This window comes from Pseudomonas shirazica (assembly GCF_015168335.1).
Taxonomy (GTDB): Bacteria; Pseudomonadota; Gammaproteobacteria; order Pseudomonadales; family Pseudomonadaceae; genus Aquipseudomonas; species Aquipseudomonas asiatica.
This window is the reverse complement of record NZ_CP063456.1, coordinates 1,169,834-1,194,076: the sequence shown is the minus strand read 5'-3', so window position 1 is coordinate 1,194,076 and position 24,243 is coordinate 1,169,834. Positions and strand designations below refer to the sequence as shown.

Below are 24,243 nucleotides of genomic sequence, written 5' to 3'. Positions count from 1 at the left end.
CGCGCCCCATCAACCTCACTGACTGCCCCGATGTACACCAAAAATTTCGTCAACCCGTGCCCTGACTGGGCCACGGCGTTACTCAACGGCTTCAGCCAGGTGCTGCTGCTGCGCAACCCTCTGTGCGGCCTGTGCTGCCTGCTGGCCATCCTGCTGACCGCCCCCGGCCTGGTCGGTGGCGCCCTGCTCGGCGCCCTGGCCGGCCTGCTCACCGCCCAGGCTCGCGGCTACGACCGCGCCGACCGCCAGGCAGGCCTGTACAGCTACAACGGCGTGCTCATCGGCATCCTGATCAGCGCCGTGCTGCCCTGGTCGGTCATCCTGCCGCCACTGATCATCGCCGCTGGCGGCCTGTCCAGCATCATCACCCACCAGTGGCGCAAGCGTGGCGGCAAGCTGCTGATCGCCTACACCGCACCCTTCGTGCTGCTGGGCTGGGCCGTATTGCTGATCGCCAGCCCCTCGCCCAGCGGCTTCGTCGAAGCCGACCCGCTGTACGCGTTGGCGCGCGGCGTGGGCCAGATCTTCCTGCTCGACCAGCCCCTGGCCGGTCTGCTGATCGTCATCGGCATATTCATCGCAAACCCTTATACCGCAATGTGGGCGGTGATCGGCTCGGCCATCGGCGGCGGCGTGGCACTGTTCGCCGACCAGGCGCAAGCCGCCTGGCTGGGCCTGTATGGCTTCAACGCTGCACTGGCAGCACTGGCGTTCAGCAGGCAAGGTGAGAAGCCGTGGGTGACGCTGCTGGCCATCGCCCTGGCCCTGCTGCTGCAACCGCTGTTCAAGCTGCTACCGGTGCCCGGCCTGACCGCGCCCTTCGTCGTCGCCTGCTGGATCCTTGGCGTCGGACTGGCTCGGTTGAAACAACATTCATCGAATCAAGACTTGACGCTACATAGCTGAAGTTTACTCATTCTGCTACGAGCGTCTGATCCCGGCCCCTGCTGCGACCGGGTCGGCGACGTAAAGGTTGCTGTTCCGAGGGGGATGGGGATTGTCTTCGCCCTCGGATTCGTCGCTCGATGCTCCTGTGTAAAAGGTGCTCAAGTAGCCGTCAAGATCGAACCGGATCAATTCAAAACCAGCCCTCTTGAGCCCCTTGACTGCTTCGGGGGGAACAGTCCGCTCCGGGATATACAACTCGCCGAAGCGATAAAAATGCTCGGTGCCCAGGAAACTGTTCATGCCGGAATAATTGGCGTCTAGTTTTTCACCGGTGATCTTCGCCGCCCCTTTGAACACGAATTGTTCGAAATCGGCATTCTTCGTGGCTCGAAATACGATACGTTTCTGCTCGAAATTCTCGGGTCGACCCAGCGGTTTAAGATAGCCCCGTAGCGGCCGCTTCGGCAGCTTTAAATCTTTCAACAGCTTGGTAAGGCCAGTCCTGGCACGGCCAGAAGGGTCGCGAAAATTAACGGGATCGCCAGAACAGTACACATAGCAATTGACTCCGCCCGCAGCGAATGGGCTCAGGCTGTCAGGGCTCAGGAACCGCATGATGGCCGGGATATACAACCTGAGCCCGTTGCCCAGGAAGTAACCCTGTACTACTGGGTCGAACCACTGCCCCACGAACCGCAGTGCGCCGACAGCCTGCTGCGAGGAAAGCTGTCCGTAGGGCAGAAAAGACCATTCCCCTTGGCGCGAGCCTCGCTCGGCGACGATACTACCAACCTCATCAACCTGCAGCAGAGTTGTCTTGCCCGGACTCAGCAGCGAAAGCGGGACATCGGACATAGTGTTCGCTCCATACTCGATCGATTTTGCGCCCAATGATGCCCACTGGCGTAACTGAGGAAAACTATCAGTTCTATCAGGTCTGCCATGTGCCCCCACTCCCGTTACTTACCAAGACCCTCTAGGCTTGGCATTTTTTACCCGCGGAACCCGAGCCCATGTCCACCCCACAATCCCTGCGTGAACGCCTCTACATAATGGTCTTCCAGACCGACACCGTAGCCGGCCGGCGCTTCGACAAGATCCTCCTGCTGATCATCCTGGCCAGCCTGGTTACCGTCATCCTCGACAGCATCGACGAAGTGCACCAGGGCTACGCCGGCCTGCTGGCGGGTGTCGAGTGGGGCTTTACCGCGATCTTCCTGGCCGAGTACCTCACCCGCCTGTACTGCTCGCCCAAGCCTTTGCGCTACGCATTCAGCTTTTATGGCCTGGTCGATCTGCTGGCGATCGTGCCGGGGATCATCGCGCTGTACTACAGCGACGCCCAGTACCTGCTGATCATCCGCGTGATACGGATGCTGCGGATCTTCCGTGTGCTCAAGCTCAGCCCGTACCTCAAGCAGGCCCATTACCTGATGGAGGCGCTGCGCGGCAGCAAGCAGAAGATCATCGTGTTCCTGGTGACGGTATCGACCCTGGTGACGGTGTTCGGCACCTTGATGTATGTGATCGAAGGGCCTGAGCATGGCTTTACCAGCATTCCCAAGGGTATCTACTGGGCCATCGTTACCCTGACCACGGTAGGCTTTGGCGACATCGTGCCGAAGACCCCGCTGGGGCAGGTGCTGTCGTCGCTGGTGATGATTACCGGTTATTCGATCATTGCCGTGCCGACCGGGATCTTTACCGCCGAGCTGGCCAATGCCATGCGCGGGGAGCAGCTGCAGCATGATTGCCCGACTTGCAGCAAGAAAAGCCATGAGCATGGCGCGGCGTTCTGTTCGCGGTGCGGGAATGTGCTGTTTCCCAAACAATGATTCCGCCTGTTCCGGCCCTGTCGCCGGCAAGCCCGCCCGCACAGGATCACCACAGGCCCGAACCCTGCGCTGTCTCTGTAGGAGCGGGTTTACCCGCGAAAGGGCCGGCACAGGCAGAAGCATAACCAAAGTGTTTTTTGTTCTTTAACCCCCACAAACCCACCCGCTATAGTCGCAGGCAAACTGCCAACACCTTCTCGATAACAAGGAAGCAACGTGAAAAAACTCTTCACCGCCTCGCTGCTCGCCGCAGGCCTTGCCCTGGGCAATTTCGCCCAGGCTGCCCCCACCCTGCTCAACGTTTCCTACGACGTGATGCGCGACTTCTACAAGGACTACAACCCGGCCTTCCAGAAGCACTGGGAAGCCGAGCACAACGAGAAGGTCAACGTGCAGATGTCCTTCGGCGGCTCGAGCAAGCAGGCGCGAGCGGTGATCGATGGCCTGCCGGCCGATGTCATCACCATGAACATGGCCACCGACATCAACGCCCTGGCCGACAACGGCAAGCTGGTGCCGGACAACTGGGTAACCCGCCTGCCGAACAACAGCGCGCCGTTCACCTCGGCCACTGTGTTCATCGTGCGCAAGGGTAACCCCAAGGCGCTGAAAGACTGGCCCGACCTGCTCAAGGATGGCGTACAGGTGATCGTACCCAACCCCAAGACCTCGGGTAACGGCCGCTACACCTACCTGTCGGCCTGGGGCTATGTGCTCAAGCAAGGCGGTGATGAAAACAAGGCCAAGGACTTTGTCGGCAAGCTGTTCAAGCAGGCGCCGGTATTGGACACCGGTGGCCGCGCCGCCACCACCACCTTCATGACCAACCAGATCGGCGACGTGCTGGTGACCTTCGAGAACGAAGCCGAGATGATCGCCCGCGAGTTCGGCCGCGACCAGTTCGAAGTGGTCTACCCGAGCGTGTCGGCCGAAGCCGAGCCGCCGGTCAGCGTGGTCGACAAGGTGGTGGCGAAGAAAGGCACCCAGGCAGCGGCCGAGGAATACCTGAAGTACCTGTGGTCGCCAGCCGCACAGGAAATCGCCGCACAGAACTACCTGCGCCCGCGTGATGCGACGGTACTGGCCAAGTACACCGACCGCTTCCCGAAAGTGGACTTCCTGTCGGTGGAGAAGACCTTTGGTGACTGGCGCACCGTGCAGAAGACCCACTTCAATGATGGTGGGGTGTTTGACCAGATCTACACCAACAATCAGTAATTGATGCATGCAGGTCCGGCCCTATCGCCGGCAAGCCAGCTCCCACAGGGACTCCACAGTACTCAAGACCTGTGCAGTACCTGTGGGAGCTGGCTTGCCGGCGATAGGGCCGGTACAGGCAACATCAGACCTGGCGGAATACCAGGGCCTTCAAGCCCCCCGCCGGGTCCACGTCAGGAAACTCCGGCGGGTTCTCCAGCCGCTCGACAAATGCCAGCGACGGCGCCTGCTCCGCCATCCCCTCGATCAGAAACTCTGGCCCGATGCCCGGGTCGTTCACGCATGCCAGCACCGTCCCGCCCTCGCTCAACAACTCCGGCAAGCGCCGCAGAATCTTCGCGTAATCCTGGGTCAGCACAAAACTGCCGCGCTGGAAGGTCGGTGGGTCGATGATGATCAGGTCGTAAGGCCCGTACTTGCGCACCTTGCCCCACGACTTGAACAGCTCGTGCCCCAGGTAGGCCACCCGCGACGCATCGTGGCCATTGAGGCGGTGGTTGTCGCGGCCCCGGGACAACGCCGACTTGGCCATGTCCAGGTTAACCACCTGCTGGGCGCCACCGGCAATCGCCGCCACCGAGAAACCGCAGGTGTAGGCAAACAGGTTCAGCACGCGCTTGCCCGCCGCCTGCTCGCGAACCCAGCGCCGACCATAGCGCATGTCGAGGAACAGGCCATTGTTCTGCCGCACGCCCAGGTCCAGCAGGTAGGCCAGCCCATCCTCGACCACCTCGCGCTGCTGGCACGGTTCGCCCAGCAGCCACTGGCCCGGGCTGTCGGGCAGGTAGCGATGCTGGAGAAGGATGGCTTGACCAGTCCACTGTGGACGCTCGGCGAGCGTGAGCAGCATGGATTCCAGTTCGGCTAGCTGGCCGTCAGGCGGCTCACGGAACAGGGCGACCGACAGCACGCCTTGCAGCCAGTCCACGGTGACCTGCTCCAGGCCCGCCCAGCAGCGGCCGCGGCCGTGGAACAGGCGGCGGGTTTCCTGCGGGGCAGGGTCGAGGGCGGCGAGCAGGTGTTGCTCCAGAGTCTGGATCGGCGAAGTCATCATGGGTCGCAAGCTGGCAAAAGCGGCATTCTACCTCCAGAGGGCGCTTCGCGCCCTATCGCCGGCAAGCCAGCTCCCACAGGTCCTGCGCAAGCTTTGAGAACTGTGCATTACCTGGGAGCAACTTGTACTGCCTGTACTGGCCTCATCGCCGACAAGCCAGGCTCCTATAGGTACTGCGCATGGCTTGAGCCCGATGCGGTCGAAGTGGGAGCTGGCTTGCCGGCGATAGGCCGCAAAGCGGCCTCAATGGCCCTTGACCGCTATCGTCCTGGGCCGGAACCACCACCCCTGCTGCATCCCCGCCGCCGCCAGCAGGATCAACGCCACCCCCAGCCACTGCAACGGTGCCAGCCGGTGCCCGAACGCCACCCAGTCCACCAGAATCGCCGCAATCGGGTAGATGAACGACAGCGCCCCGGTCAACGCCGTGGGCAAGCGCTGGATGGCGCTGTACAGCAACACGTACATCAAGCCGGTGTGCACCATGCCCAAGGTCACCAGGCTGGCCAGCGCCGGCACTTCACCCGGCAACCCGCCAAGCTTGACCCACGGCGCCAGCAACAGCGCACCCGTGGCCACCTGGATCAGCGCGATCAGGTGCGGTGGCGTGCCACTCAGGCGTTTGATGATCAACGCCGCGATGGCATACAGGAAGGCCGCCCCCAGCGCCAGCGCAATGCCCAGCAAATAGTCCTCGCCGCCACCCTGCCCCGCGCCATGGGCACTGACGATGGCCAGCATGCCGAGGAACGCCACGCTCAGCCAGGTGACCTTGGCCAGGGTGATCTTCTCGCCCAGGAACACCGCCGCCAGCCCCACCAGCATGAACGGCTGCACGTTGTACACCGCCGTGCCGATGGCAATCGATGCCCGCGAGTAGGAGGCGAACAGCAACACCCAGTTGCCGACAATGGCCAAACCGCTGGCAATCGCCAACAGGAACGCCGTACGGCTTATCGCGCCAGGCCGCAGAAAGCCGAACCCCGCGCAAATCGCCAGCAAGGTCACGGCACCGAACACGCAACGCCAGAACACCACCTCCAGCACCGGCTGGCCAGATACCAGCACGAACCAGCCGATGGTCCCGGAAATCAGCATGGCGGCAACCATTTCCAGCGAGCCACGACGCAATGAACTGTCCATCTCAAACCTCCTGTTGACGATGGCAACAGTATGCAAAGGTTGTCGGCGAGCCTTCCAGCGCATAACGAAGGAAGATTGGCCAGTTTGCCTTTACTATCAAGGCAAATAACGCGAATAACCTGATTGAGGTGACCATGACCGATGCCATCGACCAACTGCTGATCAACGCGCTGATGGAAGACTCGCGCCGCTCGCTCAAGGCCCTGGCGCAGATCAGCGGGCTGTCTTCACCCAGCGTCAGCGAACGCCTGCGTCGCCTGGAGGAACGCGGCGTGTTGCGCGGTTACACCGTAGAGGTCGACCCACGCGCCTTTGGCTACCAACTGCAGGCCATCGTGCGCATCCGCCCGCTACCCGGGAAGCTGCAGGAGGTGGAACGGCAGATCATCGCCATTCCCGAATTCACCGAGTGCGACAAGGTAATTGGCGAAGACTGCTTCATTGCCCGCCTGCATGTTCGCTCGATGGAGCAACTGGACACCCTGCTCGACCGCCTCTATACGGTGGCCGAAACCAATACGGCGATCATCAAGAAGACACCGGTCAAGCGGCGGTTGCCGCCGATGGATTGAATCTGCCTGTGCGGGCCTCTTCGCGGGTAAACCCGCTCCCACAGGATTTCGACCGACCTGAATGCTACGGGGTACTTGTGTGCGGGTTTACCCGCGAAGAGGCCAGCACAGGAAAAAGTTGACCAATTTTTGTACACAAGAATGTCACCTTAAGTGCCGTTTTTGTGTGCACTTTTCAAGATTGCGCCCCAATAGGTTACACACTTCCCACAAATTATTCTGACCAAACGATCAACAAAATTACCTTCGGGAAATTTAAATCTGTTCATTTGGTCAACTTATACTCTCTTCATTTCATGAACTTACAACTCAACAAGGTAAGTTCAAAATGATGGCCAACTGAAGTTTGCTTTTTCCTTGGCATGGAACTCGCTTTTGTGTGTTCGTGTTTTGTATACAAACCAAGCAAAACATAAATACACAAGAACCCGCGACGCCGACTCAACATCGGCCGCCGCGCCCCAAACCCTGAGATGCCAACGCTGCACCGACGAGATGGCGAGCCCGTGCGCATGCCCGCTCATCGCAGTCCACGTGCATCAGGAGCCCGCCGGAATGAGTACCAGCTTCGACCTTGCCCCTGAACTATCCGTCGCCAGCACCCACCCCGCGTCCACTCTCGCCGGCAGCCAGCCGGAACTCGCCCTGAGCCCGCGCCTGCATAACCGCGACCTCGCGCCGACGCGCATCGAAGGTCGCCGCTGGGGCGGCTACAGCATCTTTGCGCTGTGGACCAATGATGTGCACAACATCGCCAACTACTCGTTCGCCATGGGCTTGTTCGCCCTCGGCCTGGGTGGCTGGCAGATCCTGCTGTCGCTGGCCATCGGCGCGGCGCTGGTGTACTTCTTCATGAACCTGTCCGGCTACATGGGGCAGAAGACCGGCGTACCATTCCCGGTCATCAGCCGCATCGCCTTCGGCATCCATGGTGCGCAGATTCCGGCGTTGATTCGTGCGGTCATCGCCATCGCCTGGTTCGGCATCCAGACCTACCTGGCTTCGGTGGTGCTGCGCGTGCTGCTCACCGCTGTATGGCCGCAAATGGCAGCCTACGACCACGACAGCATCCTCGGCCTGTCGAGCCTGGGCTGGGTGTGTTTCGTGTCGATATGGCTGGTGCAGCTGGTGATCCTGGCCTATGGCATGGAGATGGTGCGCCGCTACGAGGCCTTTGCCGGCCCGGTGATACTGCTGACCGTCGCCGCCCTGGCGGTGTTCATGTACTTCAAGGCCGACGCCCGCATCGCCTGGTCGGTGGCCGAACCGCTGACCGGCTACGAGATGTGGCGCAACATATTTGCCGGCGGCGCGCTGTGGCTGGCGATCTACGGCACCCTGGTGCTGAACTTCTGTGACTTCGCCCGCTCCTCGCCATGCCGCAAGACCATCCGCGTCGGCAACTTCTGGGGCCTGCCGGTGAACATCCTGGTGTTCGCCGTGATCACCGTGGTGCTGTGCGGCGCGCAGTTCCAGATCAACGGCCAGATCATCGACAGCCCGACCCAGATCGTCGCGGCCATCCCAAGTACAGCGTTCCTGGTACTGGGCTGCCTGGCCTTCCTGATCGTGACGGTGGCGGTGAACATCATGGCCAACTTCGTCGCCCCGGCCTTCGTCCTCAGCAACCTGGCACCGCGTCACCTGAACTTCCGCCGCGCCGGGCTGATCAGCGCCACCCTGGCGGTGCTGATCCTGCCGTGGAACCTGTACAACAGCCCACTGGTGATCGTGTACTTCCTGTCCGGCCTGGGTGCCCTGCTCGGCCCGCTGTACGGGGTGATCATGTCCGACTACTGGTTGCTGCGCAAAGGCTGCATCAACGTGCCGCAGCTGTACAGCGAAGACCCGGCTGGCGCCTACCACTACACCAAGGGCATCAACCTGCGCGCCGTGGCCGCCTTCGTGCCGGCCGCCCTGCTGGCCATCGTCCTGGCCCTGGTGCCCAACTTCCATGGCGTGGCGCCATTCTCCTGGCTGATCGGTGCCGGCATCGCCGCCGCACTTTACCTGCTGATCGCCCCACGCAAACACCAATACCAGGACGTCAGCGGCGAATGCATCGCCGTGGACCACAGCAGCCATTGACCAGGGAGGACTACCCATGCGCATTCTGATCGCCAACGTCAACACCACCGAAGCCATCACCGAAGCCATTGCCGAACAGGCCCGTGCGGTGGCAGCGCCCGGCACGGAAATCATCGGCCTCACCCCATGGTTCGGTGCCGAGTCGGTGGAGGGCAACTTCGAAAGCTACCTGGCCGCCATCGCGGTGATGGACCGAGTGCTGGCCTACGAAGGCCCTTATGATGCCGTGATACAGGCGGGTTACGGCGAACATGGCCGCGAAGGCTTGCAGGAACTGCTGAACGTACCGGTGGTGGACATCACCGATGCAGCCGCCAGCACGGCGATGTACCTGGGCCATGCCTACTCGGTGGTGACCACCCTGGACCGCACCGTGCCGCTGATCGAAGACCGCCTGAAGCTCTCCGGCCTGTATGACCGCTGCGCATCTGTACGCGCCAGCGGGCTGGCAGTGCTGGAGCTGGAAGCCGACCCGCAGCGCGCGGTGGAGGCGATTGTCGAGCAGGCAGAACGCGCCGTGCGTGACGACAAGGCCGAGGTGATCTGCCTGGGTTGCGGCGGCATGGCCGGTTTGGACGAGCAGATCCGCCAGCGCACCGGCGTGCCGGTGGTGGATGGTGTGAGTGCGGCGGTGACCATGGCCGAATCGCTGGTGCGCATGGGCTTGAGTACCTCCAAGGTCCGTACCTATGCCACGCCACGGGTGAAGAAAGTGGTGGGTTGGCCGGTGCGGTTCGGGCGCTAACCTTCTATTTGCCTGTGCAGGCCCTTTCGCGGGCTTGCCCGCGAAGAGGCCGGTATAGGCAAACCATCACCAGCGGATCAGGTCGGGCAACTATGCGCACCATCATTCAGGCCCTGACGCACGTTGCGGCTGAGCAGGCTGGCCTTGCCGTCGTGCCAGGTCAGGGTCAGGACGTAGAGGGTGTCGAAGTCGTCGCCGCTCCAGTCCTCGGTGATCACCCGCTTTTCACCGAGGGCCTTGCCAGCCACGGCATTGATCAGGTCAGGGAGGTAGCCATGCGACCAGGCGGTGTACACGGTCGCGTTACGGTACTTGTCGCGCAGCAGCTCTTCGGCCAGCGCGTCGGTGTCGTTGGCGCCATAGTCGATGTTTACCGGCAGGCCCAGGCGAATGGCGCTGGGGCTGATGGTCATCAGCGGGCGAATGTAGCTGTAGCTTTGGTCCTTGCTGCCTTCCTCGACATGCCGCGAGGGGTTGGCAGCGAACACGTAGTCGGCCTTGCCAAAGCGCTCGGGGAGCAGGGTAGCCAGGTCCAGCGCACGGTTGAGGCCCTGGCAGTTCAACTGGCCCAGCCCCTCGCCCGGCTTCTCGGCGTGGCGCAGGAACACAAGGGTCTGGGTGCCATCCACCGGTTGCGCCCGGCTTTCGACTGCTTCCAGCGCCAGCGGTACGGCTATGGCTGTAAGCGTCAGGCTCAGCAACCAGTGACGACGACGGCGGAAGAATGTTGGCAACTTCATCAAAACAGGCCCATGTGGCAGAAAGAATCGGGTAGACCCGCCACATCACCCCGCCAACAGCACCGCGGGGCATCCTTGTAGTGAATGCCATCCTTGGCAACGAGTGAGGGTGAGAGTGCCCTGAACCCGTTTGGTTCCTCCCTGGAGGTGGATGCCGTTCCCTAGGCAAGGCTTAGATTAGAGGATGGGTGTTGCTGAAATGTGTCCGTTCGTTACTCGTTGCTCTCGCTGATTACCGTTACGGTGGCCCGGCTGCTTGTTCCATAGAGACAGAGTCGAGAATGGTTACATCAAATACCTGCTCGATAACCTGCTTTGGGCCTTGATTCAGACTCCAGGTGAAGAACACCAGAAAGCCCAGCAAGAACACGAAGAGAATCGAGCCCACGAGACTTTGTGCCACACCCGACCATATGGCTCTTACCCTTTGCGCAGGCGGGAATACGCAGCCTCGAATGCTGCCTTCAGTTCCGAACGGGTCTTTCGGGAGTTGGTAACCACACTCGCCAGTTCGCGTGGTAACGAGATTTCCATTCGCGCGCCTGATGCCACCAACAGCGCGTTCGCTTTGCGTACCACCCGTGAGGAAAAATGCGATTTCATGGATAGGCTACCCTCTTCACTCAGTGAGTCTGCAAGGTTAGCCGTACCCGGGAGGCACCTCAATCAGACACTGGCCGACAGCGCGTGTAGTCCTTTTCCTCAATCATCCCGTGTCAGCACTTCCAGCAATTCGATCTCGAAGGTCAAATCCGAATTCGGCGGAATCGCCCCCACGCTGCGTTCGCCATAGCCCAGGTGCGCCGGTACCAGCAACTTGCGCTTGCCGCCAACGCGCATACCCATCAGGCCTTGATCCCACCCCTTGATTACCCGACCAGTGCCGATCACGCACTGGAACGGCTTGCCGCGCGACCAGGACGAGTCGAACTCGCTGCCGTCGGCCAGCCAGCCGGTGTACTGGGTGGTGATCAGGGCGCCTTTGACGGCGGCTTTGCCATCCCCCTCCACAAGGTCGATGATCTGCAGTTCTTGGCTCACGGGGCATACTCCAACGCTGGAAACAAAGCCGCCCTTTTCTCAGGAATGCAACGGTTTGGCAAGTTCGCGTGGCGTTTCGTGCTGGCGCATCGATCACAGCACGCCGCCTGAATCAGCCGAGCTGCTCGAAGGCTTCCTGGCCAGTCAGTTCCTTGGTCTGGTTGGCGAAGCAATACCAGGCGGGTTTCTGTTCGACGAAGATCTGCAAGTCGAAATGCCATTCCTGGTCGCCGTCGAGCAGGCCGACCGGCACGGCGTGGAAGTCATTGGCCTTGAGCCGGTAGTACAGGTGCGTGCCGCACTGGCCGCAGAAGCCGCGCTGGGCCCAATCGGAAGACTCATAGATGCTGGGCGCGCGCCCTTCAATCACCGGTGGCTGGCTGCAATGCACCACCAGCAATGGGCCGCCGGTCCATTTGCGGCACATGCTGCAGTGGCAGGCGCTGATATGGGTATTGTCGACGGTGACCTTGAGCCGGGTGGCGCCGCACAGGCAGGTGCCGTGTTTTTCCAGGGCCATGGCTGGCTCCTTGAGCGGAAGATGGGCCAGCAAGTATAGATGCCTGTACCGGTCTCATCGCCGGCAAGCCGGCTCCCACCCCGACCGCGCCGTTCTCAGGCCAGTGCAGTACCTGTGGGAGCTGGCTTGCCGGCGATGAGGCCGGCACAGGCAGCACAAGACAGTTGCCCAAGGTCAGATGTACACCGTACCGCGCAGGTACAACGCCGCACGCCCGCTGATGATCACCCGGCCGTTACCCGGCACTTCGCACTGCAGCTGCCCTTTGCGCGCCCCACCCTGCTCGCAGCTCAGCACGTTCCTACCCAGACGCTCGGCCCATATCGGCGCCAGCGAGGTGTGCGCCGAGCCAGTCACCGGGTCTTCGTTCACGCCGACCCGCGGGCCGAACCAGCGGGTGACGAAATCAAAGCCACGGCCTGCCGCGGTAACGGCGATACCGCGCACATCGAAGGCCAACAGCGCAACGAAATCCGGCTTCAGGGTGTCGAGCAACAGGGCGTCATCGATCACCACCACATAGTCGTCACTGCGGTACAGCGCCTGTGCCTGGCCCAGGCCCAGCGCCTGCAACAGGCCCGGCAGCATGTCCACGGCGACCGGCTGCTTGGCCGGGAAGTCCATGGCCAGCAGCCCGTCAGCGTTGCGGCTGACCCGCAGCTCGCCACTGCGGGTGTTGAAACGCAGCACCTGCGCCTGCTCGCCCAGCTGTTCGAACAGCACATAGGCCGAGGCCAGGGTGGCATGGCCGCACAGGTCGACTTCCACGGTCGGGGTGAACCAGCGCAGGTCGAAGGTTTCGCCGTTGCGCACGAAGTAGGCGGTTTCCGAGAGGTTGTTCTCTTCGGCAATGCGCTGCAGCACGTCGTCCGGCAGCCAGCTTTGCAGTGGGATCACTGCCGCCGGGTTGCCCCCGAACGGCTCGGCGGAAAACGCATCGACCTGGAAGATTTCAAGTTGCATGCACACACTCCTTGTTGCCCGATCGCTGCCAGGCAGATGTATGAAAAGGGTTACTGGCGTACCGGAGTCAATACGGCTTCGCCGGCAAAGAACGCCTGCAGGTTGCGCAGCACCAGGGTCACCGTATCGCGCGCCGCCTCCGGCGACTGGCCGGCCACGTGGGGGGTGAGCACGGTGTTGCCAAGGGCCTTGAGGGCATCGGGTACAGCCGGCTCGTCGTCGAACACATCCAGTGCCGCACCAGCCAGCTGGCCATGCTGCAGCGCGGCCACCAGGGCCTGGGTGTCGACCACGCTGGCTCGGGCGATATTCACCAGGTAGCCCTCGGCCCCCAGGGCCTCGAGCACCTGTGCATCGACCAGGTGACGAGTGTTGGCTCCCCCGGGGGTTGCCACCACCAGGATGTCGACGGCGTCGGCCAGGTGCTGCGGGCTGTCGTACCAGGTGTAGGGCACATCCTGGCGCGGCGTGCGGCTGTGGTAGCTGACGGGCATGGCGAAGCCCAGATGGGCGCGCCTGGCGATGGCCAGGCCCACCGCACCAAGGCCGAGAATGCCAAGGCGCTTGCCACTCACCGAGGGGCTGATCACCCGGTTCCATTCGCCCCGGCGGGTACTGGCATCGGCGCGGGGAATGTCGCGCAACAGCGCCAGCAGCAGGGCGAGGGTGTGGTCGGCGACCGCTTCGGCATTGGCCCCGGCGCCGTTGGTGACAGTGATGCCGCGCGCAGCGGCCGCGGCCAGGTCAACCTGTTCGTAGCCAGCACCGATCACGCAGATGATCTGCAGTTTGGACAGCGTGTCGATTTCGCTGGCAGTCAGGCCCAGCGGGCCGCGGGTGAGCACAGCATCTACTTCATGGGCATGGCGCTGGATGGCCTCGGCCCGCAGTTGCGGCGAAGGGGCACGGATCAAACGGTAGCCGGCCTGCTCCAGCATGGGCAGGTAATCATCGACGGTTTCCACCAGCACCAGGACTGTCTTGTGCATGCCACCTCCGGGTCAGTTCGAGGCGACATTATGCGGAGTCACCGGCCAGTACAGTCAACCGAAATAAAGAGGTGAAACTGCACTGTTCTGCTTAGCTCTGCTCTGCTCTGCTCTGCTCTTGCTCTTGCTCTTGCTCTTGCTCTTGCTCTTGCTCTTGATCTTGATCTTGATCTTGATCTTGATCTTCGCGACTTCAGGAGGCCGAGCAGAGGTCTTGCGGAGGGAGGTGACGGGCATGGATGCCCGTCAAGCGCTGAGGCCCCATGGATGGGGCCTGCAGCGCGTACTCCCGGGAGCAAGACCGGCGCGAGGGAACCCCGGAGCGCAGCGGAGGGGCCGGATGATGGGAGCGCAGCGTTTTTTGGTTACTTTTTGCCGCGTTTGGCAAAAAGTGACTCGCCGTAAGGGCGAAAAGGTGAGTATGCGTCGCCATCGTAAATGGACTATGCGCGAGATCAAGACCAGTACTTTTCCGCTCTTCGCTCTTCGCTCGCCGCTTTCAAGCGTGGGCATCAACAACAAGGTTAACATTCATTTTCGAAGGTGGCGCTTATTCACCTTTCCGCCCTTACGGCGGGTCACTTTTTGTCAAACGCGACAAAAAGTAACCAAAAAACGCTGGCTCCTATCATCCGGCCCCTACGCTGCGCTCCGGGGTTCCCTCGCTACGGGCCTGCTCCCGGGAGTACGCGCTGCAGGCCCCATCCATGGGGCCTCAGCGCTTGACGGGCATCCATGCCCGTCACCTCCCTCCGCAGTCCCTTCGCTCGGCCTCCTGAAGTCGCAATCGGCGGCGCCTGGACTACCGCGCGCTTAAAAGCAAAAGCAAAAGCAACGGCAACGGCAACGGCAACGGCAACCTTGCAATTATTGGGCGAACGCACGCCCCAGACCACCCGGCACACCGCTGCTGTCAGTCTCCTGCCACGGTCCATCCGGGCTCAGCGACCAGCTCCAGCCGTTGTTGAAGCGGTAGTAGGTCCGCTGGCGGTAGAAGGTATTGGGCTTCTTCTCCAGCACATACACACCCAGCTTCGGGTCCCAATGGCTCGCCCCGCCAGGCGGCGGCGCGAAGCTGGCCGAGGTGCGTGGCATCGGCTTGGGCGTGGCCGCAGGCTTGCTCGGCGCGGGGGCCGGCTGCCTGTCCGGCAAGGGCTTGACCGCCGGCCCCGGCGGCGGCAGGCGCTCGATCGGTGGTTCGGGCTGCTCGTACGGCTCATGCACCGTACACGCAGACAAACCCAGGGCCAGGGTGATCAGGGTCAGGCGGACGATGCTGTGCATGGCATTGCTCTCTTACGGGTCGGGGCTGTCGATGGTCAGGTGCTGGATGGCCTGGGTGGCGCTGGGCAATGGCGTGCCCTGGCCAATCCACTCGCCATGGGTTGGCTGGCCAGCGCGTGATACACGTGCAACGAGTTGGACTTCGGCAAAGTCCGACAGTTTCATCTGCGGCATCATGGCGTCAGCATCGGACAGTTCCACCTCGATCGGCAACTGCGCCACGGTCACCCGCTTGGCCGCCAGCGGCATGGGTGGGCCATTGCTGGCGCGGGCGAAGATGAATACCGTGTCGTCCGGCTTGACCTTGTCCTTCAACGCCGCAGCCAGTTCCACGCGCACCTTCAAGCGAGCCGCCACGGGCGCCGCAGCCTGCCCCGGCGAACCGCCCAGGCGCTCGGCAGCGCGGTCGATACCGCCCTGTAGCGCCGCACGCGAGGTATCGCCTTCCGGCAGTTGCGCCAGCAGGCGCTTCCAGTAATCGATGGCTTCCTGGTAACGCTCGCCCTCGAAGGCAGCGATACCACGCAGGCCCAGGCTGGTCACTTCGTTGGGGTCGGCTTTCAGCGCCTCGTCAGTCAGCGCCTGCAGCTGCGGGCTCCATTTCTTGTCGGCAGCGAAGTACAGCGCCTGTGCCCATTGCCCGAGCAATTCGGGCTGGCGACCGGCCAGGGCCACGGCGCGCTCGAATGTACGCGCGGCATCGGCGGGGCGCTGCTCGGCCATGTAGGCTCGGCCCAGGAAGTACACGGCCTCGGCCGAATCCGGCTGGGCCTGCACCACCCGCTCCAGGCGGGCAGTCATTTCTTCCATCGATTTGGGCGCTTCGGCAAACTCCTGGGTCAGCTCAACCTTGTCGGCCGCGCCGAAATGCAGGTACAGCCCCAATGCCAGCAGCGGCACCAGCAGCGCCGCCAGCAACGGCAGGGCCTTGCCCAGGTGCCCCTGGCGCGGGGCCTCGGCACCTTCGGTATCCGCCAGCAGCTCACGGGCGGCCTCGTCACGGCCTTTGGCCATTTGCGCCTCATCGAGCACGCCGGCGGCCTGCTGGGCAGCCAGTTCGGCGACGCGTTCCTGGTACAGGGCCACGTTCAGGGCGGTGCGGTCTTCTTCCTGCTGGCGGCCACGGCCACGCAGGATCGGGATCAGCAGGAAGCTGAGGGCAGCGAGCAGCAGCAGGCCCGCGCTGAGCCAGAATTCAATCATGGGTCTGTTCTTTTTCCAGCAATTTGGCGAGACGCTCGCGTTCTTCGGCGGACAACTCATTGGCGCCCTGCACGGCCGCACTGCGGCGCCGGCGCACGATCAGCGCCAGCACCACGAAACCACCAGCCAGCAAAATCCCCGGGCCGAACCACAGCAGCCAGGTACGCCCGCTGAGCGCCGGCTTGTAGCGCACGAAGTCGCCATAGCGGTCGACCATGAAGTCGACGATCTGCTGGTTGCTCTTGCCCTCGCCGAGCATGCGGAAGATTTCCCGACGCAGGTCGGCGGCAATCGGCGCGTTGGAGTCGGCGATGTCCTGGTTCTGGCACTTGGGGCAGCGCAGCTCTTTGGTCAGCTGCTGGTAGCGCTCACGCTCGGCATCGTCGCGGAACTGGTAGGTGTCGATGGCCGCCTTGGCCACGCCTGCCAGGCTCAACCCCATGAAGAGCCCCAGCACCGCAGCTGCCAGCCCCCGCTTCATGGCCTGGCCTCATCGACCAGGCCCTGGTACAGCGGCGCCAGCTGCTCACGCCAGACCGTGGCATCGACCACGCCCACGTGCTTGTAGCGGATGATGCCCTTGGCATCGATCAGGAAGGTTTCCGGCGCGCCATACACGCCCAGGTCCAGGCCCAGGCTGCCCTGCTCGTCACGAATGTCCAGCTGGTACGGGTTGTGGAACTCGGCCAGCCACTTCAGGGCCGCCGCATTGTCGTCCTTGTAGTTGACGCCGTGGATCACCACACCCTGCTGGGCCAGCTGGTTCAGGTACGGGTGCTCTACCTTGCACGACGGGCACCAGGTGGCCCACACGTTGACCAGTGCCGGGCGGCCCCGCAAGTCGGCCTCGGTCAGGGTACGGTCGCCCTGGGTCGAGGCCAGGGAAAACGCCGGGAACGGCTTGCCGATCATTGCCGAGGGCAGCTCGTCGGGCTTGAGGAACAGCCCTTTGTAGAGGAACACCGCCACCAGCAGGAATACCGCCAGGGGGACTACCATGATCCAACGCTTCATGCAGCTGCTCCAGACACGCCCAGGGCATCACGCACCCGGGTCTTGACCTTGACGCGATAGCGCCGGTCGAGGGCCGCCAGCAACCCGCCCAGGCCGGTCAGCAGACCGCCCAGCCAGATCCAGCGGACGTAAGGCTTGATATGCACGCGTACTGCCCAGGCGCCGTTCTCCAGCGGCTCGCCGAGGGCAACGTACAGGTCGCGGGTAAAGCCGGCGTCGATGCCGGCTTCGGTCATCATCGACTGCTGCACGGTGTACAGGCGCTTCTCCGGGTGCAGGGTGGTCACTTCACGGCCATCGCGGCTGACCACCACGGTGCCCTTGTCGGAGATGAAGTTCGGCCCTTCGAAGTGCCGGCCCCCCTGGAACAGGAAGTGGTAACCGCCCAGCTCCACGCTCTCGCCCGGTGCCATGCGCAGGTCGCGTTCAGCGCTGTTGTTGCTCGACAGCACCACGCCCAGCGCGCACACCGCCAGGCCCAGGTGCGCCAGCTGCATGCCCCAGTAGCTGCGACCCAGGCCAGGCAGGCCCTTGAGCAGGCCTTTGTGACGGGTCTTGTCGAGAATGTCGCGCAGCCCGCCAAGCACCACCCAGGCGGCCAGGGCGAAGGCGGTCAGGGTCGGCCAGTCGAAGTCGTCGACGATAAAGCCTGCCACCGGCGCGAGGATGGCGCTGCCGAGCAGCACCGGGGTCATCATGCTGGCCAGCCATTTGCCGGGGGTGTCTTTCCAGCGCACCACCACGCCCACGCCCAGCACCACCATCAGCAGTGCCATCAGCGGCAGGAACAAGGCATCGAAATACGGTGGGCCGACCGACAGCTTGGCACCGGTCAACGCATCGAGCACCAGCGGGTAGAGGGTGCCGAGCAGAATCATCGAGGCCGCCACTACCAGCACCAGGTTGTTGGCCAGCAGCAGCGTCTCGCGCGACCACAGGGCAAAGCCGACCTGGCTCTTGACCACCGGTGCGCGCAGGGCGAACAGAGTGAGCGAACCACCGACCACGAACAGCAGGAAGATCAGGATGAAAATGCCCCGCGACGGGTCGGCGGCAAACGCATGCACCGAGGTCAGGACACCGGAGCGCACCAGGAAGGTACCCAGCAGGCTCAGCGAGAACGCGGCAATCGCCAGCAGCACGGTCCAGCTCTTGAATACCCCGCGCTTTTCGGTCACCGCCAGCGAGTGGATCAGCGCCGTACCCACCAGCCAAGGCATGAACGAGGCGTTTTCCACCGGGTCCCAGAACCACCAGCCACCCCAGCCAAGTTCATAGTAGGCCCACCACGAACCCAGGGTAATGCCGACACCGAGGAAGGCCCAGGCAACGATGGTCCAGGGCCGCGACCAGCGCGCCCAGGCGGCGTCCAGGCGGCCACCGAGCAAGGCGGCGATGGCGAAGGCGAAGGCCACCGAGAACCCGACGTAGCCCATGTACAGCATCGGCGGGTGGACGATCAGGCCAAAGTCCTGCAACAGCGGGTTGAGGTCGCGGCCATCGGTCGGCACCTGCGGCAGCAGGCGCTGGAAGGGGTTGGAAGTGATGATCAGGAAGCTCAGGAAGCCCACGCTGATCATGCCCATTACCGCAAGCACGCGGGCCAGCATCACCTGCGGCAACTGCCGCGAGAACACAGACACGGCGAAGGTCCAGCCGCCGAGGATCAGCGCCCACAGCAGCAGCGAACCTTCGTGCGCCCCCCACACGGCACTGAACTTGTAGTACCAGGGCAAGGCGCTGTTGGAGTTGCTGGCCACATAGGCGACCGAGAAGTTGTCGGTCATGAAGGCATGGGTCAGGCAGGCGAAGGCAAAGGCCAGAAAGGCGAACTGCCCCCAGGCAGCCGGTCGCGCCAGGCTCATCCACAGGCTGTCGCCACGCCAGGCGCCGAGCAGCGGCACGCTGGCCTGCACGGCAGCAAAGCAGATGGCCAGGATCATCGCCAGCTGGCCGAGTTCGGGGATCACCAGCGCCGCGTTCATGGCCTGGCCTCCCCGCCGGTGGCGGCCTGGCCGCTTTCCTTCAGGGCCTTGGTAACCTCGGGCGGCATGTACTTCTCGTCGTGCTTGGCCAGTACTTCATCGGCCACCACCACGCCATCGGCGTTGAGCTTGCCGAGGGCGACGATGCCCTGCCCTTCGCGGAACAGGTCGGGGAGGATGCCACGGTAGGTGATCGGCACCGACTTGTTGAAGTCGGTGACCACGAAGCGCACGTCCAGCGAATCGGACGAACGCTGTACCGAACCTTTCTCGACCATGCCGCCGGCGCGGATGCGGGTGTCCAGCGGCGCTTCGCCGTTGGCGATCTGGGTCGGGGTGTAGAACAGGTTGATGTTTTGCTGCAATGCGCTCAAGGCAAAGCCGACGGCAACCCCGACGCCGACCAGCAGGCCGACGATGAGCAACAGGCGTTTCTTGCGCTGCGGATTCACTGGTTGTTCTCCCGGCGCAAACGGCGCGCCTCATCTTGCAGGTAGCGACGGCGGGCCAGCACGGGCGTGGCGACATTCAGCGCCAGCACCGCCAGGCAGATGCCATAGGCCGTCCACACGTACAGGCCATGGTGGCCCATGGCGAGAAAGTCACCGAAGGTGGCGAAACTCATTGTGCGGCCCTCCGCCCCAGGCTGTTCAATACTTCATCCTTGACCCAACTGGCGCGCGCTTCGCGCTTGAGTACTTCAAGGCGCATGCGCAGCAACAGCACCGCGCCGAAGAAGCAGTAGAAGCCCAGCGCCGTGCACAGCAGCGGCAACCACATTTCTGCGGGCATCGCCGGCTTTTCGGTGAGGGTGAAGGTGGCGCCCTGGTGCAGGGTGTTCCACCACTCCACCGAGTACTTGATGATCGGGATGTTCACCACGCCGACGATCGCCAGTACCGCACAGGCCTTGGCTGCACTGTCACGATTACTGATTGCCTGGCCCAGCGCAATAATGCCGAAGTACAGGAACAACAGGATGAGCATGGACGTCAGCCGGGCATCCCAGACCCACCAGCTTCCCCAGGTGGGCTTGCCCCAGATGGCCCCGGTGACCAGCGCCACGGCGGTCATCCAGGCGCCAATGGGGGCGGCGCATTGCAAGGCGACGTCGGCCAGTTTCATCTTCCACACCAGCCCCACCACCCCGGCCACTGCCAGCAGCACGTAGCAGGACTGCGCCAGCATCGCCGCCGGTACGTGGATGTAGATGATGCGGAAGCTGTTGCCTTGCTGGTAGTCCTGGGGAGCGAAGGCCAGGCCCCAGGTGATGCCGACCAGCAGCAGGAGCACGGCAGCGCCGGCAAGCCACGGCAGCATGCGGCCGCTGATGGCATAGAACCATTTGGGGGAGCCCAGCTTGTGGAACCACGTCCAGCTTATTTTCATCAGGGTACATCCAGGGTATTGGCCGGGCTTGAAAGCCCGGGACTCGTTATTCGCCGACGCTGATCTTCAGGCCGGCCGCTATCGCAAAGGGTGCCAGGGTCACGGCCAGGGCCGTCAGGCTGGCGAGCCAGAGCAGGTGGCCGGTTGCCGGCATATTCTGCAACGCCGCTTGCAACGCACCACTGCCCAGGATCAATACAGGGATATACAACGGCAGAATCAGCAATGCCAGCAGCAAACCGCCGCGTTTCAGACCGACTGTCAGCGCCGCGCCCACCGCGCCCAAAAGGCTCAGCACGGGCGTACCCAGCAGCAGCGAACCGAGCAGCACCGGCAGGCAATGGCTAGGCAGCCCCAGCATCAGCGCCAGCAGCGGCGCCAACAATACCAGCGCCAGCCCGGAAAAGATCCAGTGTGCCAGCACCTTGGCCAGCACCAGCAGCGCCAACGGGTGCGGCGACAGCACCCACTGTTCCAGCGAGCCGTCCTCGAAATCGCTGCGGAACAGGCCGTCCAGCGACAACAGCACCGCCAGCAGTGCCGCCACCCAGACCAAGCCTGGCGACAAGGTTTGCAACAATTGGCTTTCCGGGCCGACTGCCAGCGGGAACAGCGCAACCACGATGGCGAAGAATACCAACGGGTTGGCCAGCTCGGCCGGGCGGCGGAACAGCAGGCGCGCTTCGCGGCGCAACAACAGGATGAATACGCTCATGCCGCCCATTGCCCCAGGTTCAGTTCACGGTAACCGGAGGGCTTGCGTTCCAGCGTGTGGTGGGTGGTCAGCACTACCGTGCCGCCCTGCTCGCAGTGGGCCGCCAGGTGCGCCTCGAGCTGCGCCACGCCCTGCTTGTCGAGGGCGGTGAAGGGTTCGTCGAGGATCCACAGCGGCGGGCTGGCCAGGTACAGCCGGGCCAGGGCCACGCGGCGCTGCTGGCCGGCAGACAGGGTGTGGCAGGGCACGTCTTCGAAACCACGCAGGCCGACGGCCGCCAGTGCCGCCCAGATCGCCTCGCGGCTGGCCGGCTGGTGCAGGGCGCACAGCCAGGTGAGGTTCTCCTCGGCGGTGAGCAGGTCCTTGATGCCCGCTGCATGGCCGATCCACAACAGGATGCTGGCCAGGGCGTGGCGCTGCTCGGCCAGTGGCTTGCCACCCAGCAGGATCTGCCCGGCCGTCGGCTGCATCAGGCCGGCCAGCAAGCGCAGCAGGCTGGTCTTGCCGCTGCCGTTGGGGCCGCTGATCTGCAGCATGTCGCCGGGCCGCAGCTCGAAAGCGAGGTGCTCGAACAGCAGGCGCCAGTCGCGCTCGCAGGCCAGGCCCGCGGCTTGGAGGTGAAGGGTCACGGTTTCGCCTTATCTTTGTAGGGCTCCGGAGCGGTGTCGCCTGCTTCGCGGGCACGCCCGCTCCCACAAGGTTTCACGCAAGGCTTGAAAGCTGCGCAACCCCTTGTAGGAGCGGGTTCACCCGCGAAGCAGGCGACACGGCCCTGGAGCCCTGTATCTCAAGTCGCCCCCCTCGCTGCCGTTATACTGGCAACGACGGACGGTCGGCATTATTACACGCGCCGCCGCGCTGCCAAGAGGGCGGGTTCGACAGGTTGTATACAATCATGACTGAAATCAATAGTCTCGGCGCACAAACCGCAATCAGCCCCCAGGCCATCAAGGCGGGCATGACCGGCGAACTGCTGCGCCTGACACAACCGCAACCCGGCTTGATGGCCCCCGGCGAGACCGCCCAGGCCGAAGTCATGTCGTTGCGCCAGGTGGGCCAGGATTTTCAGCTGGTGCTGCGGCTGATGCAGGCCAACGGCACCCAGACCCAGCTGCAAGCCAGCGCCAGCCAGCCCCTGCCCCAGGGCAGCCAGGTCACGGTCAGCCAGACTGAAAGCAACCGCCTGGCGATCATGCTGCAGCAGGCCAGCGCCAGCCAGGTCGCCACCCTCACCCGCCTGGACACCAGCAAAGTGCCGGTCGGCACCCTGCTGCAGGGCAAGGTCCTGACCAACCAGGCGCTGGCCCAGGCGCCCGGCCAGCCAGCCGTCTACCGGGCGCTGGTCAGCCTGCTCAACAGCGCCCAGGCCGGCGCTACCCTGAGCGTGGACAGCCCGCGCCCGCTGGCCGTTGGCAGCCTGCTCAGCGCGCTGGTGCAGGGCGACCAGTCGCTGCGTTTCGTACCGCTCAGCGGCCGCCAGGACCAGCTCAGCATTGCCCAGCAGCTGCTGACCCAACAAAACCGCCAGGCTTCGCTGCCCGGCCTGCTCAATGCCCTGCAACAGGTGGCCCGCGACCCGGGCGCCGATGGCGAATTGCGAGCCAGCGCCGAACGCCTGCTGGCGAGCCTGCCAGAAGCCCGGCAACTGGGTGATGCCAAGGCAGTGGCGCAGGCCCTGAACAACAGCGGTGCCTTTCTCGAAGCCAAACTGCTGGGCGGTTTCCCGGCCAGCGTCGCCACCGACCTCAAGGCCCACTTGCTGCGGCTGATCACCATCACGCCGGCAAGCGTACCCGGGGCGCCCAACCTGGCGCCCGCCAGCCTGGCCGTTACCATGCCGGTCCTGGCCCGCAGCGCGCTGGGCATGCTCGAACGGGTCAGCCCCAAGCCGCAGCCGGGCGCATTCCCGCTGCCGTCGCGCCTGCTCAAGGCCATGGAGGACGAAGGCGACCTGCAACAATTGCTACGCCTGGCCGCCGCTGCCGTATCGCGCCTGCAAAGCCATGCCATGAGCAGCCTGCAACAAACCGGTACCCTGGAAAACGGCAACCTGCAGACCACCTGGCAAACCGAAGTGCCGATCCGTCACGGCCAGGAGTTCATCCCGTTGCAGGTCAAGCTGCAGCGCGAGGAAACGCCACAACAGCAGGCCGACCGCCAGCAGGAGTCAGCCGACCCGCTGCAAGCCCTGTGGCGTATCGAGCTGGCTTTCGACCTCTCGCCCCTTGGCCCGGTGCAGGTCCAGGCACAACTGAGCCAAGGCCGCCTGGGTGGCCAGCTTTGGGCGGAACGCGAGGCGACAGCCCGGCTGATCGACAGCCAGCTCGGCAGCTTGCGCGAACGCCTGTTGGCGCGGGGCCTGGATGTGGGTGATCTGGAATGCCATCCTGGTATCCCACCACAAGGCCCGCGTACGCGGGTAGAACAACGTTGGGTGGATGAGAACGCATGACGCACCAACCTGCACGCCAGGCGATTGCCCTGTTCTACGACGGGCAGCAAGCTCCGACCCTCACCGCCAAGGGTGACGATGCGCTGGCCGAGGCCATCCTGGCATTGGCCCGGGAACACGAGGTGCCGATCTACGAAAATGCCGAGCTGGTGCGTCTGCTGGCGCGCCTGGAGCTGGGGGACCAGATACCGGAGGCGCTGTATCTGACCATCGCCGAAATCATCGCCTTTGCCTGGCACCTGCGGGGCAAGGTGCCCGCGGGCTTCGATGACGAACCTGCCGCCCCAGGGCCTGTGCCACCGCTCCTGGGAAGGCTGCTGCCAGAAGGCGAAGGCACCTGACCACCTGGTATTCATGCAAATTGCCTTTTTGCGCCATATTGGTAACGTGCCGCTCAAGGTCAGG

The 24,243-nt window shown here is 63.6% G+C and carries 27 protein-coding genes; 8 read left to right on the top strand and 19 right to left on the bottom strand.

The features are described 5' to 3' along the window. Positions 1-30 precede the first annotated feature (30 nt). Complete coding sequence (locus tag IMX18_RS05490) at positions 31-906, top strand: urea transporter (RefSeq protein WP_217191036.1); 876 nt, start codon at positions 31-33, stop codon at positions 904-906. Between the two features lie 15 nt (positions 907-921). On the opposite strand, the gene IMX18_RS05485 is transcribed toward IMX18_RS05490, so the two are convergent. Beyond that, entirely contained in the window at positions 922-1,743 is an 822-nt protein-coding gene (locus IMX18_RS05485; protein ID WP_015271172.1) for an RHS repeat-associated core domain-containing protein, read from the bottom strand. 158 nt (positions 1,744-1,901) lie between these two features. Between IMX18_RS05485 and IMX18_RS05480 the strand changes: the two genes are divergently transcribed. Together IMX18_RS05480 and IMX18_RS05475 are read left to right on the top strand one after the other, a co-directional pair. Next, positions 1,902-2,723, top strand: coding sequence for an ion transporter (locus tag IMX18_RS05480; protein WP_054573077.1), 822 nt, complete (start codon positions 1,902-1,904; stop codon positions 2,721-2,723). Between the two features lie 216 nt (positions 2,724-2,939). Next, entirely contained in the window at positions 2,940-3,941 is a 1,002-nt protein-coding gene (locus IMX18_RS05475; protein ID WP_015271174.1) for a sulfate ABC transporter substrate-binding protein, read from the top strand. Between the two features lie 124 nt (positions 3,942-4,065). On the opposite strand, the gene IMX18_RS05470 is transcribed toward IMX18_RS05475, so the two are convergent. Together IMX18_RS05470 and IMX18_RS05465 are read right to left on the bottom strand one after the other, a co-directional pair. Continuing rightward, a complete protein-coding gene (locus IMX18_RS05470; protein ID WP_043936224.1) occupies positions 4,066-4,992 on the bottom strand; it encodes a class I SAM-dependent methyltransferase in 927 nt (308 codons plus the stop codon). 246 nt (positions 4,993-5,238) lie between these two features. Further along, positions 5,239-6,138, bottom strand: coding sequence for a DMT family transporter (locus IMX18_RS05465; protein ID WP_217191037.1), 900 nt, complete (start codon positions 6,136-6,138; stop codon positions 5,239-5,241). Positions 6,139-6,272: 134 nt separating this feature from the next. Here IMX18_RS05465 and IMX18_RS05460 point away from each other — a divergent pair, with 134 nt between their 5' ends. The 3 genes from IMX18_RS05460 to IMX18_RS05450 all read left to right on the top strand — a co-directional run bounded on the left by IMX18_RS05460 (position 6,273) and on the right by IMX18_RS05450 (position 9,543). Beyond that, positions 6,273-6,710 carry an Lrp/AsnC family transcriptional regulator gene (locus IMX18_RS05460; RefSeq protein WP_003260363.1) on the top strand — a complete coding sequence of 146 codons (438 nt, stop codon included), beginning with the start codon at positions 6,273-6,275 and terminating at the stop codon, positions 6,708-6,710. Between the two features lie 555 nt (positions 6,711-7,265). Continuing rightward, on the top strand, positions 7,266-8,798 hold the full coding sequence (locus tag IMX18_RS05455; RefSeq protein WP_039614451.1) for an NCS1 family nucleobase:cation symporter-1: 1,533 nt from the start codon (positions 7,266-7,268) through the stop codon (positions 8,796-8,798). Positions 8,799-8,814: 16 nt separating this feature from the next. Next, entirely contained in the window at positions 8,815-9,543 is a 729-nt protein-coding gene (locus IMX18_RS05450) for an aspartate/glutamate racemase family protein (protein WP_182328502.1), read from the top strand. Between the two features lie 77 nt (positions 9,544-9,620). Here IMX18_RS05450 and IMX18_RS05445 read toward each other — a convergent pair whose 3' ends face one another. The 16 genes from IMX18_RS05445 to ccmA all read right to left on the bottom strand — a co-directional run bounded on the left by IMX18_RS05445 (position 9,621) and on the right by ccmA (position 22,015). Further along, positions 9,621-10,283 (bottom strand): hypothetical protein, encoded by a 663-nt coding sequence (locus tag IMX18_RS05445; RefSeq protein WP_015271179.1) that lies wholly within the window; start codon positions 10,281-10,283, stop codon positions 9,621-9,623. Between the two features lie 702 nt (positions 10,284-10,985). After that, positions 10,986-11,324, bottom strand: coding sequence for an FKBP-type peptidyl-prolyl cis-trans isomerase (locus tag IMX18_RS05440; protein ID WP_003254365.1), 339 nt, complete (start codon positions 11,322-11,324; stop codon positions 10,986-10,988). A 112-nt stretch (positions 11,325-11,436) separates the two neighbouring features. Next, positions 11,437-11,844 carry a GFA family protein gene (locus IMX18_RS05435; protein ID WP_015271181.1) on the bottom strand — a complete coding sequence of 136 codons (408 nt, stop codon included), beginning with the start codon at positions 11,842-11,844 and terminating at the stop codon, positions 11,437-11,439. 174 nt (positions 11,845-12,018) lie between these two features. Next, positions 12,019-12,807 (bottom strand): PhzF family phenazine biosynthesis protein, encoded by a 789-nt coding sequence (locus IMX18_RS05430; protein ID WP_100413683.1) that lies wholly within the window; start codon positions 12,805-12,807, stop codon positions 12,019-12,021. 50 nt (positions 12,808-12,857) lie between these two features. Further along, positions 12,858-13,796 (bottom strand): 2-hydroxyacid dehydrogenase, encoded by a 939-nt coding sequence (locus IMX18_RS05425; RefSeq protein ID WP_015271183.1) that lies wholly within the window; start codon positions 13,794-13,796, stop codon positions 12,858-12,860. Between the two features lie 54 nt (positions 13,797-13,850). Then, positions 13,851-14,033 carry a hypothetical protein gene (locus IMX18_RS05420; RefSeq protein ID WP_217191039.1) on the bottom strand — a complete coding sequence of 61 codons (183 nt, stop codon included), beginning with the start codon at positions 14,031-14,033 and terminating at the stop codon, positions 13,851-13,853. Between the two features lie 630 nt (positions 14,034-14,663). Further along, entirely contained in the window at positions 14,664-15,080 is a 417-nt protein-coding gene (locus tag IMX18_RS05415; protein ID WP_013973557.1) for a hypothetical protein, read from the bottom strand. Between the two features lie 12 nt (positions 15,081-15,092). Further along, positions 15,093-16,283 carry a c-type cytochrome biogenesis protein CcmI gene (gene ccmI / locus IMX18_RS05410; protein WP_015271184.1) on the bottom strand — a complete coding sequence of 397 codons (1,191 nt, stop codon included), beginning with the start codon at positions 16,281-16,283 and terminating at the stop codon, positions 15,093-15,095. Next, positions 16,276-16,764, bottom strand: coding sequence for a cytochrome c-type biogenesis protein (locus IMX18_RS05405; RefSeq protein WP_003257333.1), 489 nt, complete (start codon positions 16,762-16,764; stop codon positions 16,276-16,278). Before IMX18_RS05405 ends, ccmI begins: the two co-directional genes overlap by 8 nt. Further along, positions 16,761-17,297: a DsbE family thiol:disulfide interchange protein gene (locus IMX18_RS05400; RefSeq protein WP_015271185.1), complete on the bottom strand. Its 537-nt coding sequence runs from the start codon at positions 17,295-17,297 to the stop codon at positions 16,761-16,763. Before IMX18_RS05400 ends, IMX18_RS05405 begins: the two co-directional genes overlap by 4 nt. After that, entirely contained in the window at positions 17,294-19,267 is a 1,974-nt protein-coding gene (locus IMX18_RS05395) for a heme lyase CcmF/NrfE family subunit (protein WP_217190733.1), read from the bottom strand. Before IMX18_RS05395 ends, IMX18_RS05400 begins: the two co-directional genes overlap by 4 nt. Before the next feature lie 11 nt (positions 19,268-19,278). Next, a complete protein-coding gene (gene ccmE / locus IMX18_RS05390; protein WP_015271187.1) occupies positions 19,279-19,734 on the bottom strand; it encodes a cytochrome c maturation protein CcmE in 456 nt (151 codons plus the stop codon). Further along, positions 19,731-19,907 carry a heme exporter protein CcmD gene (gene ccmD, locus IMX18_RS05385; RefSeq protein ID WP_003257324.1) on the bottom strand — a complete coding sequence of 59 codons (177 nt, stop codon included), beginning with the start codon at positions 19,905-19,907 and terminating at the stop codon, positions 19,731-19,733. Before ccmD ends, ccmE begins: the two co-directional genes overlap by 4 nt. Further along, entirely contained in the window at positions 19,904-20,671 is a 768-nt protein-coding gene (locus tag IMX18_RS05380; protein WP_012273476.1) for a heme ABC transporter permease, read from the bottom strand. The genes ccmD and IMX18_RS05380 overlap by 4 nt, the downstream gene beginning before the upstream one ends. Before the next feature lie 46 nt (positions 20,672-20,717). Then, a complete protein-coding gene (ccmB, locus tag IMX18_RS05375) occupies positions 20,718-21,395 on the bottom strand; it encodes a heme exporter protein CcmB (protein ID WP_013973563.1) in 678 nt (225 codons plus the stop codon). Beyond that, complete coding sequence (gene ccmA / locus IMX18_RS05370; protein WP_013973564.1) at positions 21,383-22,015, bottom strand: cytochrome c biogenesis heme-transporting ATPase CcmA; 633 nt, start codon at positions 22,013-22,015, stop codon at positions 21,383-21,385. The genes ccmB and ccmA overlap by 13 nt, the downstream gene beginning before the upstream one ends. A 266-nt stretch (positions 22,016-22,281) precedes the next feature. On the opposite strand from ccmA, the gene fliK reads away from it, so the two are divergent. Further along, a complete protein-coding gene (fliK, locus tag IMX18_RS05365) occupies positions 22,282-23,838 on the top strand; it encodes a flagellar hook-length control protein FliK (protein ID WP_015271188.1) in 1,557 nt (518 codons plus the stop codon). Then, complete coding sequence (locus tag IMX18_RS05360) at positions 23,835-24,179, top strand: EscU/YscU/HrcU family type III secretion system export apparatus switch protein (RefSeq protein ID WP_015271189.1); 345 nt, start codon at positions 23,835-23,837, stop codon at positions 24,177-24,179. Before fliK ends, IMX18_RS05360 begins: the two co-directional genes overlap by 4 nt. The last annotated feature ends 64 nt before the right edge of the window (positions 24,180-24,243 follow it).

Excerpts from the sequence above, each read along its gene's own strand:
- IMX18_RS05435 (WP_015271181.1), bottom strand. The coding sequence starts at position 11,844 with ATGGCCCTGGAAAAACACGGCACCTGCCTGTGCGGCGCCACCCGGCTC.
- IMX18_RS05380 (WP_012273476.1), bottom strand. The coding sequence starts at position 20,671 with ATGAAAATAAGCTGGACGTGGTTCCACAAGCTGGGCTCCCCCAAATGG.
- IMX18_RS05460 (WP_003260363.1), top strand. The coding sequence starts at position 6,273 with ATGACCGATGCCATCGACCAACTGCTGATCAACGCGCTGATGGAAGAC.
- IMX18_RS05425 (WP_015271183.1), bottom strand. The coding sequence starts at position 13,796 with ATGCACAAGACAGTCCTGGTGCTGGTGGAAACCGTCGATGATTACCTG.
- IMX18_RS05465 (WP_217191037.1), bottom strand. The coding sequence starts at position 6,138 with ATGGACAGTTCATTGCGTCGTGGCTCGCTGGAAATGGTTGCCGCCATG.
- IMX18_RS05415 (WP_013973557.1), bottom strand. The coding sequence starts at position 15,080 with ATGCACAGCATCGTCCGCCTGACCCTGATCACCCTGGCCCTGGGTTTG.
- ccmD (WP_003257324.1), bottom strand. The coding sequence starts at position 19,907 with ATGAGTTTCGCCACCTTCGGTGACTTTCTCGCCATGGGCCACCATGGC.
- ccmB (WP_013973563.1), bottom strand. The coding sequence starts at position 21,395 with ATGGGCGGCATGAGCGTATTCATCCTGTTGTTGCGCCGCGAAGCGCGC.
- IMX18_RS05445 (WP_015271179.1), bottom strand. The coding sequence starts at position 10,283 with ATGAAGTTGCCAACATTCTTCCGCCGTCGTCGTCACTGGTTGCTGAGC.
- IMX18_RS05480 (WP_054573077.1), top strand. The coding sequence starts at position 1,902 with ATGTCCACCCCACAATCCCTGCGTGAACGCCTCTACATAATGGTCTTC.
- IMX18_RS05490 (WP_217191036.1), top strand. The coding sequence starts at position 31 with ATGTACACCAAAAATTTCGTCAACCCGTGCCCTGACTGGGCCACGGCG.
- IMX18_RS05405 (WP_003257333.1), bottom strand. The coding sequence starts at position 16,764 with ATGAAGCGGGGGCTGGCAGCTGCGGTGCTGGGGCTCTTCATGGGGTTG.
- IMX18_RS05360 (WP_015271189.1), top strand. The coding sequence starts at position 23,835 with ATGACGCACCAACCTGCACGCCAGGCGATTGCCCTGTTCTACGACGGG.
- IMX18_RS05420 (WP_217191039.1), bottom strand. The coding sequence starts at position 14,033 with ATGCCCGTCACCTCCCTCCGCAAGACCTCTGCTCGGCCTCCTGAAGTC.
- IMX18_RS05450 (WP_182328502.1), top strand. The coding sequence starts at position 8,815 with ATGCGCATTCTGATCGCCAACGTCAACACCACCGAAGCCATCACCGAA.
- IMX18_RS05455 (WP_039614451.1), top strand. The coding sequence starts at position 7,266 with ATGAGTACCAGCTTCGACCTTGCCCCTGAACTATCCGTCGCCAGCACC.
- IMX18_RS05470 (WP_043936224.1), bottom strand. The coding sequence starts at position 4,992 with ATGACTTCGCCGATCCAGACTCTGGAGCAACACCTGCTCGCCGCCCTC.
- ccmI (WP_015271184.1), bottom strand. The coding sequence starts at position 16,283 with ATGATTGAATTCTGGCTCAGCGCGGGCCTGCTGCTGCTCGCTGCCCTC.
- fliK (WP_015271188.1), top strand. The coding sequence starts at position 22,282 with ATGACTGAAATCAATAGTCTCGGCGCACAAACCGCAATCAGCCCCCAG.
- IMX18_RS05430 (WP_100413683.1), bottom strand. The coding sequence starts at position 12,807 with ATGCAACTTGAAATCTTCCAGGTCGATGCGTTTTCCGCCGAGCCGTTC.
- IMX18_RS05400 (WP_015271185.1), bottom strand. The coding sequence starts at position 17,297 with ATGAAGCGTTGGATCATGGTAGTCCCCCTGGCGGTATTCCTGCTGGTG.
- IMX18_RS05485 (WP_015271172.1), bottom strand. The coding sequence starts at position 1,743 with ATGTCCGATGTCCCGCTTTCGCTGCTGAGTCCGGGCAAGACAACTCTG.